The sequence below is a fragment of the Mesorhizobium sp. M0909 genome (assembly GCF_040319515.1).
GTDB lineage: Bacteria > Pseudomonadota > Alphaproteobacteria > Rhizobiales > Rhizobiaceae > Mesorhizobium.
In genome coordinates, this window is sequence record NZ_JAMYOA010000043.1 from 1 (window position 1) to 10,136 (window position 10,136).

At 56.6% G+C, this 10,136-nt stretch carries 7 protein-coding genes and 1 pseudogene; 2 read left to right on the forward strand and 6 right to left on the reverse strand.

Features of this window, described 5'->3' with window-relative positions:
- Positions 1–81: 81 nt before the first annotated feature.
- Positions 82–492, forward strand: a pseudogene (locus tag NKH83_RS31045) (IS66 family transposase); the annotation flags it as partial.
- A 57-nt stretch (positions 493–549) separates the two neighbouring features.
- Here the strand turns inward: NKH83_RS31045 and NKH83_RS31050 are convergent.
- From NKH83_RS31050 to NKH83_RS31075, 6 genes are all read right to left on the reverse strand, one after another.
- On the reverse strand, positions 550–1,368 hold the full coding sequence (locus tag NKH83_RS31050) for an aminoglycoside adenylyltransferase domain-containing protein (RefSeq protein ID WP_352808947.1): 819 nt from the start codon (positions 1,366–1,368) through the stop codon (positions 550–552).
- 466 nt (positions 1,369–1,834) lie between these two features.
- Positions 1,835–2,491 (reverse strand): SIS domain-containing protein, encoded by a 657-nt coding sequence (locus NKH83_RS31055; RefSeq protein ID WP_352531676.1) that lies wholly within the window; start codon positions 2,489–2,491, stop codon positions 1,835–1,837.
- Entirely contained in the window at positions 2,488–3,489 is a 1,002-nt protein-coding gene (locus NKH83_RS31060; RefSeq protein WP_352808950.1) for a GHMP family kinase ATP-binding protein, read from the reverse strand. The genes NKH83_RS31055 and NKH83_RS31060 overlap by 4 nt, the downstream gene beginning before the upstream one ends.
- Positions 3,486–5,408: an HAD-IIIA family hydrolase gene (locus NKH83_RS31065; RefSeq protein WP_352808952.1), complete on the reverse strand. Its 1,923-nt coding sequence runs from the start codon at positions 5,406–5,408 to the stop codon at positions 3,486–3,488. The genes NKH83_RS31060 and NKH83_RS31065 overlap by 4 nt, the downstream gene beginning before the upstream one ends.
- Complete coding sequence (locus NKH83_RS31070; RefSeq protein ID WP_352808954.1) at positions 5,408–6,460, reverse strand: NAD-dependent epimerase/dehydratase family protein; 1,053 nt, start codon at positions 6,458–6,460, stop codon at positions 5,408–5,410. The genes NKH83_RS31065 and NKH83_RS31070 overlap by 1 nt, the downstream gene beginning before the upstream one ends.
- A 753-nt stretch (positions 6,461–7,213) precedes the next feature.
- Positions 7,214–8,065 carry a glycoside hydrolase family 16 protein gene (locus NKH83_RS31075; protein ID WP_352808956.1) on the reverse strand — a complete coding sequence of 284 codons (852 nt, stop codon included), beginning with the start codon at positions 8,063–8,065 and terminating at the stop codon, positions 7,214–7,216.
- 824 nt (positions 8,066–8,889) lie between these two features.
- Here NKH83_RS31075 and NKH83_RS31080 point away from each other — a divergent pair.
- Entirely contained in the window at positions 8,890–9,699 is an 810-nt protein-coding gene (locus tag NKH83_RS31080; RefSeq protein WP_352808958.1) for an FkbM family methyltransferase, read from the forward strand.
- Positions 9,700–10,136: the final 437 nt, after the last annotated feature.

Sequence of the window (10,136 nt, forward strand, 5' to 3'; positions counted from 1 at the left end):
GTCGTCGACCTCTTCACCCCAGCCGAATGTGCCAACTACTTCAAAGCCGCAGGATATGAACCGGATTAAACAGGACGTGCTCTAGCCGGACGACAGGAGCGGTCAGCGCCACTGCTCGCCGACATGCAGGCTTGGCTTGTCCATCACCGTGCCCGTGTCGTGACAAAGTCCCCGCTCGGCGAAGCTTTGGCCTATTTCGCCAAATATTGGGATGGCCTGAGGCTCTTCCTGACCGACGGCCGCATCGAGATCGACAACAACAGCGTCGAAAGAACCATCCGGCCGATAGCCCTCAATCGAAAGAACGCACTCTTCGCAGGGCATGACGCCGGAGCGGAGAACTGGGCGACCATTGCCTCGCTCATCGAGACCTGCAAACTCAATGCCGTCGATTCACAGGCCTATCTGAACAGCACGCTCACCGCCATCGTTAACGGTCACATGCAGAGCCGGATTGAGAAACTCCTGCCGTGGAATTATCGGGCGGAGTAACGTATGCGCAAGACCGTAGTCGGTCCAAAGCGGACTCTCGGCAGCAGGCGATAGCGCTCAAAGAGCGGGGCCAGTCCAAGTGTTCATTTCAGGATCGGCGGCCAAATTCTTGAGCAGTTCCTCGCGCAGGTAGCTCGCCGCTGTAAGAGCCAGAGCATGATCACCCTGCCAGTTTTCCGAGTATTCGCCTCTGTAGGCACGACCGCATTTCCTCAGGACCTCGGCCACTGGCAGGGGTGATCGATCCCCAGCCCATTCGGCCGCAACATCCTTGCCCACGAAGTCGCCCTCGACGCTGGTGCGCCACATCCGTGCCAGCGTCAAAAGAACATTCCGTTCGTCGCCTATAAGGTTGTCGAGGAGCGGCTGCAACGAGTCGAGCAATGCTCGATCGACAACTTGCCGTTCGATGGGCGACATCAAGCGCGACAGCGGGGGGCCGTAAATGGCGCGCGCTTCATGGTATGCCTGCGCAAGTATCAGCGTCACGACGGGATCGATGACTGGTACCAGTGCATCACCGCGTTCGAAGCCAGCCCGGAGCCATTCGCCGTAAATGAATTCGCTCCGTCCGGGGTAGGTAGGTGCCGTCAGATCATCGGCATGGACTGCGAGAACGTCGAGGCAGCGAGGCGCGCCCGGACCAGTAGGATGAACTGCGGACAGCGCCATAAGCTTGACAAGGAACTCAGCCTTGTTCCTCGCGGAAAGCGGCGTGGCGGTGACCAGCAGCAAATCAAGATCCGACTGCGGTTGCAACTCTCGGGTAGCGATAGATCCGTGCAAGTAAACCCCCAGCAGCCCGTCACCAAGCAGGTCCCGGCTGGCGTCGACAAATGTCGATGCCTGGTACGGGATGGTAGGGCGACTCGTCATTGTGGTCCTCGTTCGATCGACAAAGTCACGTAGACTCCCACTAAAGTCAGACATTTCCAAGCGCCGCGTTTTGTCATGGCCACTTTTGCCGCATAGTTACCGTGCCAATAAAGGCTGCGATCCCTCGCCGTCGAATGCAAGATGCGACCAGCACATCGCTTACCCTGCATCAGGATGGAATGTTTCAAGATCTGAACAGCGCCAAGACCCAAGGGAAGAATGGTTGCTTAAGCGGCTCTTTGAAATGGCTGAAACGTCGCCCTCGGGCGCGAGGGCGCTTCGTCGCCGCGCGACGCTCCCGCGGATTGTCAAATTTGAACTGCGCAACCATGCGCCAAAGCTCCACCTTGCGGCCGTCTGCGAACCGCCTGGTCTGCTCTTTCACCCCATCGTCGTCTGTACAGGCAAGGTTGGCCCCGCCTATAATTGGCCGCGTTCGTCCAACTGCGGCATGGCTTGTTCTCGATCAGGGTTGCCAAGCCGTCTCGGCGCCAGCTCGATTTGGATTGAGGCCTCCAGCAGCACTGAGCCGTTGTCGCCAATCGCTCCACTTTTGTGTACTTCCAAAGCAAAGACGCTGCATAACGACATGCCCGAACATAGAATGTATATCTTCCGCTAGTTGCATGTCATTTACATTCGCCCAAACCACGTGTTGGACGATCTGCTTGAGCGCTCCTCCACTATATCCACAAAGACCCAACGTGACTGCGCCATGATCATTAGCGTATCGAACAGCGCGCAAAACGTTTTCCGAGTTCCCGCTGCCGGAGATGGCAATGACCAAGTCGCCATCGTTCAGGATGTTCTTCAGCTGCTCGACGAATACATCCTCGAAAGAAACATCGTTGGCGTACGCAAATGTAAGGCCCACATTGTCGATCAGAGTCCGACCACGAAACGGGCGCTTCGTAGAGAGATAGATGCTCTTGTTCCAGTCCGTGATAAAGTGTAGCGCTGTAAGTGAGCTGCCACCGTTTCCAAGTGTGATTATTTGCTTGCCGTCTTCCTGTGCCTGCGCGACCAAGGCCACTGCGTTATCAAAGCTTTGGTGATCTAACGAAGCCAGAACGGTCTCGAGCTTTTCGAAATATACTTGAGCGCTGCCGCTGAAGTCATTCATTGGGTGGCCTCCGATGTCGGTTGATAATGAACGATGCGACTCCCGACGAAGTCGAATTTCGCAGGGATATGCTTTAGCTCCCCGAGGGCTACTTTGATTGCGTCGTGGCGATCGAGAGGCGCGAAGAACATGAGAAAGCCTCCTGCACCTGCTCCAAGTAACTTGCCGCCCGTGGCCCCTGCTCGCAACGCAGTTCGGTACCAGCCATCGATTACATCGTTCGTGATTTCTTCAGAGAGGCTCTTTTTTAAGAGCCAGTTCTCATGGAGGATTTCGCCGAAGGCGTCGAGGTTGCATCGATGCAGTTCATCACGAAGGTGATACGTGAGCTCGACCATCCGCCTGAGCGCTTTCCGCTTGTCGGGTGCGCTTGCGATCTCCTCTGACTGTCGGACGAGAATGTCTGAAGCACTACGCGTAATGCCGGTGTAAAACATGAGAACTTGTTTCTCAATTGAAGCGATAAAATCAGCTGGGCATATGAGCGGTGACACCGAGACGCTTTCATCAGGGTGAAACTCGATAAGGTTCAACCCCCCGAAAGCGGCGGCGTATTGATCTTGCTTTCCAATGGGAGCGCCACAAAGTTCGATCTCAATGCGACAACTATCAGCGCCGAGCCTTGCCTTGGAGACATACTGCCCACGAAACGCGTTTAATGCATGTAGAAGGCCAACGGTAAAAGTGCTCGAGGATCCAAGTCCTGTTCCCTTCGATGGAATATCGGCAATTGTTGTTATCTCAACTCCTCCAGGGATTCCAAGATATCCCATCGTCGCCCTTACAATCGGATGCTGGATGTGCTCAACACTGTCTACTTCTTCCGTTTTCGAATAGGCGATTCGAGTGCCACTATCGAACTTGCGGTTCACATTCACGTAGACGTACTTGTCGATGGCAACGCTTAGGACGGCGCCACTTTCCTGCCGATAGAAGGCAGGAAGATCGCTACCACCTCCCACAAAGCTGACTCGAAACGGCGTCTGACTAATGATCATTGAACTGCCTCTGTCAGCTCAATCGCCCGCAATTGGACGCAATGTTCAGCATGCGCCCGCGATGCCAACACGATCGGTGTCTCGTCCTCTTGGCGCGAACTGTAAATGCTCGCTGCAGTGCCCCAATCCATGCCTCGCCGCAAGTATTCTCGCGCTACTCTGGACATCCGCACCTCCTCATCAATATCAACGAAAAATGTGTGTGCACGACCGCCCAAAACCACATCGGATAGCCAAAGAGCGACGGTTCCTTCCACGACCAGGACGGTTTTCGGAGAAACGGTTATGCTTTCCGATCTTGGATGCGATATGCGGCTGAGCTTTTCGTAAAAGGGCAGTTCGTGCGTCTCGCGAGAGCGAACTCCCACTAAGCGGCTTAGAACCTGCCTGATCTCGTCCACACTGGAGCGACCCATCACGGCTGGTTCGCGATCCGCGACGGACCGTATCCAGCGATCAAGAGCAACGATTTCCGTCTCAAAGCCGCGCCCGCGAAGGACCTCCGCGATAGCGCTGGAAAGAAAACTCTTTCCGCTCCGGGAGAGGCCTCCTACGAAACAAACATCACCTGGCTTCACATGCGAGATCAGATCAGATGCTGAATTTATCAAGGGTGGATGAACGGCGAGAATGAACTTAGCTGCCTCCAACAAGTCTGAAACGGTATAGTCGGGCGCGACATGATACTTGCTATCCAACCCGCCCGCGCCCGTCTCGACTAGGATCGATCTGATGCCAGACCGCTTTGCGAGAGCGACATCCGTAGACGAATCGCCGATGACCCAGGATTGGCTGCGATCGATATTGAATGCCTCGACCGCCTCATTAATCAACCCAGTAGAAGGCTTGCGGCATTCACAGCGGATCTTCAGCTCTTCCACCTCACCGATAAAGCCGCGATCTGGATGGTGCGGGCAGAAATAGATGGCATCAACAAAAGCTCCACGGCGGCCAAGCTCAGTTTCCATCTTGTTATGGATCATCCGCAAGTCTCGTGCAGAGCAATTGCCTCTGGCCACAACGGGTTGGTTAGTGACGACAATTGTCCGGTATTCGGCTCGGTTGAAACAAGCGATCGCGGCCGCAGCTCCCTCAATCAGTTCGAAACGTTCGGGACGATCGATGTGTCCATAGTCAACATTGATGCACCCGTCCCTGTCCAAAAATACTGCTTTCTGCGGAGAAGTGAGTGAGGCTCGAGCTATGCAGCCCGATTCAAAGTCGGCGCAAACCTTGTCAAGTCGCGCAGGGGTCCCAGCGTCCTTTATGTACTCAGGGCTGTTGTAGCTTCTAATTTTCATACCGGCCCGAAGCATTTCAGGAAAAAGGTCTTTGCCAAAGTCGAGCGGAGTTACTGTGGCGCGCCACGGGAATAAAGCTTGTCTTCTAATATAGTAAAGAGCCGCGCTGACTTTGTTGGGATAATAGCAATCGGGATCGTGTGGACATGGATAGAACGCGGTAACCATACCGTCTTCTGACGTTTCTATCAGATCGGAATCATGCGGGTGATCATTCGGATGGGTGAAAACTGTTGCGGCTGCTGCCTTGTTTTCTTCATGGAAGCACTTAAAGCGGGTGAGATCGATGTCGAGCATCGTGTCGCCATAGATCGTAAGGAAGTCGTCGTCGAGCAGATCCAAAACGGACAGAACTGCTCCAGCAGTCCCGCGAGGCGAACCGTCATTTACGCAAAGAACGTCAATCCCCCAATTCTCGCGCTGATTGCAAAACTCCACGATTCGCTCGGCAGCGTGGTTCACCAGAATCAAGATCCTCTCGATACCGTGTCGCTTGGCGAGGGCGATTTGATGCTCAAGAAGTGGCCTGCCACCAACGTTGACCAGCGACTTAGGCAAGTCACTTGTCCGGCTCCTGAGCCGCGTCCCTCGACCGCCCGCAAGTACAACCGCCTGCATCACAGGTGTCCTTCCTGTCGCACGATTTCTCCGACGGCTTTTCGAACAGCGTCAGCCGAACCAAGCTGGGGCCGCCAACCGAGTGCACTGATTTTAGCTATGTCATAGGAAAATCGGGGAACATCACCCGTCCAACCGCGGTCTTCAACTCCATATTCGATCCCTGCGCCCGGTGCGACAGCCCCGACAGTCGTCTCCGCTATGAAGCTAACGGTTACCCCGTTGTCCCCGGGGCCGATATTGTAATAGCCAAGCCGCTCGGATGCGTTCGCACGCAAGTATACAATTGCATCAATCAGATCATTGACGTGAAGGTACGCTTTCTGCTGTCGCCCCGATCCCAAAACATTCAGCTTGTTTGGCGTGATCCTTAGCTTTCTCACGAAATCTAGGATGACACCGTGTGTTGCTGGAACGCCGATCACGTTCGGAAACCGAAAGAGCAAAGCCCGAGCTAGCCAGTTCTCGACGGCAGCGCTGATGAGCGCCTCCGATGCGAGCTTCATAGCACCGTAGTTGGAAACGGGCAGCAGCGGCCCGACATCCTCTCTAATCGGAGCCTCCCCCAAATCGCCGTATACTGCTGAACTGGAAGCGAAAGCAAGGAACGGAACCCCCGCCTCCTTCATTGCGTTCAACACGTTGAACGTCGACAGAAAGGTATCGCGTAGATCAACAGAGGCATCGGCGGTTCCCGCAGCAATGTCCGAATTGGCAGCCATGTGCCAAACTTCGGAAATCGGAATGCGACTGTGACAATTCATAAAGCGGCTTCTCACTGCACCGGCGTCTGAGAGATCCACCTTCTCAAAAATGAACCTCTCATGCGTGAGGAGGCCACTTAGGTTTTGCCGAGAACCTCGTGACAGGTCATCAAAGCCGAAGACCGGATATCCACGATCAACAAAGAGCCTTGCGAGCTTGCTCCCTACGAAGCCCGCAGCTCCCGATACAAGAATAGCGTGCGGTTCACCCAACCGGATTGGCCTTTTCTTCGTGGGCGCAAGCTTTGGCGCCTTAAGTCTTTCGGACTGTGCAATGACAACTTCCATTTACAAGCCTTGACCGCTGGAGAGCCGGGAGTTCGACCGGACCGGGCGTTAAAGCTCTGCGCTTGCGTTAAGGTCATGCGTCTCATGCGTCATCTCTGAATTCATCGCATGGTTTTCTCCGATCCGCGATCGTTCCTCAGGGGTAGCCCCATTTTGCTGATCCGCACGGAATTGCACCGCGCTCGCCGGTGCGGCGACGCCAACGGTGATCCCAAGAACGGTCAAGGCGCTCCGCAGTTTGATCCCGCGAAGCGCGCGCGTGGCGTTCGCAGGCTCTCCAGAAGACTCATGGGAGCAAGCTCATGGCGTTCAGAAGCGAATTTTGCCTGATGCCACATCGTCGCCGAGGATCCGACCATCGTGCTGCGTGATCTGTTGGCCCGCGCGATCGGCGAATTCGGAACCGGATGATGGTGTGACCGTCGCGATGAAGGCCGCCGAACAGTGATAGGATCTCGTCGCTGGTCCCACTGTCCAGTGAGCCGGTTGGCTCGTCGGCCTCGCGACCGGCCATGTCGGCAAGCCAATCGAGTCGATCCGCCCTGCAGGAACTGATCCAAGTCCGTCGCCTTCGCGGGACCGATCGACGCGGCGGACACCATCGCACAAGCTCACCGCCGAACTTGCGAGGCGCTTCAGCTGAAGGCGTCGGGCGCGCGCCGCATCAATCTCATTTGCCGCACAGCCGGTGCGGGTCGACGAACCCGTGCCGATCAAACCGCTGCCATGATCGATCGCAGGTGATCGAATGGGTCACCCCTCGATGCTGTCGGTCATGCTCAGCTGATACACCTGAACGTCGGTCACCTCCAGTTCGAGCATTGCTGGGGTCGAACTGTCGTAGGCCGTGTGCCAGCCAGACGCGCTGCTGTTGGCGATACTCAGATTAATGAGCAGGGTCATGGCACCGGTCGGCACGTGAGTAGTGACGGTTCGCTTGAGCACACCATCGAAATAGAACTTGATTGACACGCCCGGTACGTACTCCATGCCCCACACGTGATAGTCGGCCGACAGGTCCACACCAGCATCGAAGAACCGCTGCTCGGTGGTGGCAGCCAGCAAAGCGTTTGCCAGCACTGCGTTGCCCGGCACGGAGCCGTTGAGAAACCCGCCCTCCTGCGTGTCGATCTCGGCCCCGCCCTCGAGATGCCAGAAGCCTGGCCATCCGCCAGTGCTGACGTCCGGCTGCTTCATGCGTATCTGGGCGTAGCCACCGGCAAACGTGAATTTGCCGTGCGTGCAGATGGCGCCCGACTTCCAGGTGTACCCGGCGAACCGGTTGCTTCTCGTCGCAACGATCTTCAAGCCTGATGGGCCAGTGCTGATCTGAGCCGGGTCGAAGTACTCGGCATTGAATCCCCCAGCGTTCATCGCGGAGTACGGCGACGGCACGCTCTGCTGCCAGATACCGTTCTGGTCCGCGATCGCCGCTATCCACTTCGTGGAGTCGAGCGAGTGCCCGGTGAAGGTGTCCTCGAATATCAGCTGACTGGTGGTGTACCCAGCCGGCGGTAGCAGCGACGATCCACCACCTCCACCACTCGTGCAGCACGTGACGATCATGAGCGCTGTGAAACAAACGTACTTCGATATATTTTTCATATTGCCCTCCTCGTAAGAGGGGCTTGACCAAGATGCGATTGCAATGGTCGCCGCCGCTTACCGATGGCACAGCCAATCTTATAGTGAAACGACGAGGACTGGTTACCCCGACTATATTGCGGCGCGGCAGGTGGGCCTCGATGCAACCATAGGGCACCAGGTTATAGAGGTCTCAGTCGGTTTAAGGCTGCTGCCTGACCCTCTTTGTCCTCGCCGCGCATTACAATCTTCAGCGCATTATCCGGCCGCAGCAACGCCTTCGCCTCATCCCATGTCGCACGCAAATTTCGTGGGCCTCATCCGTGGTGTGATCACGGCAATCCTGGGATGGATCGGCTCGTTCGGCGCCATCGTGAGGAAGCCATTAGCGTAGTGCGGTCCGGGCAAGGGTTTGGACTTCGTCCGTCGGTCGCCGTTGAATGTGCGTCCACATGCCTCAGCGCGAACCAGACCACGTTTTTTTGGGTCACCGGGCTGGGCTCGGGAGCGTACTCAGCGAAGCTGTTCGCCGGGACCAAACAATGGTTTTCCGAGCTGAGCCACGCCAGCCGGTCAGGCGAGGAAGTGCTCCTGATGTTCGCAATTTGGAAACCTCCGGCTGATGGCGGTGGCGGCATTATCCAGCCAGTGGTCTTGGGGCGGTGTGTCGATGCCGATCCTCGGGAGGTACCTCTTTATTCCCGCGATCAGGTTCTTGATCGAGTGGTAAAGTCTGCATAGCCGAACGAACATCGTTGCGCTGCGGCCCTCCGGGCGGGCCCTCGACAAGTCACTGTCAACAAATCCTGCATAATCCTGCATAGGTGTCATTGGATGGTTCCTGAATGCTCAAAGTTTTCCTAAGAGATTCGGCTATCAGGCTATACGTGCTGACCGCCAAGCTCGGCCTGCAGCGTCTTCCGCTTTTCCACCGCGCCTATCTTGCGCTTTATCCCCTCTACAAAGGGTATTTTGAAGCAGGCCCAATCGATCAGCTGAGGGAATTCGTGCCAGACGGATCGCTGGTCATCGACGTCGGCGCCAATGTCGGCTTCTTCTCGCTCCGCTTTGCTGAATGGGTCGGCGATGGCGGAAAGGTGATTGCCATCGAGCCGGAGGATCAGAATTACCGCGGCCTGATTTGCGCGCTCGAGCGCGCGGGTCTCCTTGGCCGCGTTGAGGCGCTGAGGGTGGTCGCCGCCGCTGAGCCCGGCAGGACCTTTCTCGAAATCAACCCGCTTTACCCGGCCGACCACAAGCTTTCCCGGAACGGCACCGGCGTGCCGGTCACCGCAGTGACGCTCGACGGATTGCTCGCGGACAAGGGACCTCGGCGCCCGGCGCTCGTGAAAATCGATGTGCAGGGTGCCGAACTGCTGACGCTTCAGGGCATGATCGAGATCCTGAGGTTCGCCCGGCCGGCCCTGTTTGTCGAACTTTCCGACCAGGGATTGAACAAGTTCGGGGCGTCGGTTTTGGTAGTCCTGCGCCTCTTGTCGGATAACGGATACGAGGCATACTGGCTGACCCGGACCGGGCACCAAAAGGCAAGCCAATCCGAGATTGAGGCCAGAACAACCGGCACCAAATCTGCCGATGTGCTGTTTCTTCCTGACAGGCCGCGAACCAGCGCTTCGCACAGCGTCTTGAACTGAACGCCGTTTAGCCTGTTTCGGAAAACGGCTTCCCCGTTGCGAAGCTTCGCGAATTTCTGAGCGACGGAGGAATCGCGCATCAGGTCGTCAGAGAATTTCATCGCGACTTCCATGGCGGCCTTGGGAGCGCCTCGGTATGGGAGCGCTGGATTTCGGATTTCCCGGTCGCACTTGCTCGCTCAGGACGTTCGCCGTGAATCCAGGGTGAGCCTTTCTCAAATATCTGAACAGCGGCCAGACGCGCGGCCGCACTCAAGGGAAGTATTATCGCTTAAGCGGCTTCTTGAAATGGCTGAAACGTAGCCCTCTGGGGCGCAAGCGCGCTGCTCCCCCGCGGGACGGCGCTAAGCGTGCCGTCCTGCGCCATTTTTCACTAGTCAGAGGTAATCCGCAATCACCTTCGCAACCTGCTAAATCTGCCTGTAGAACGGGAGCTG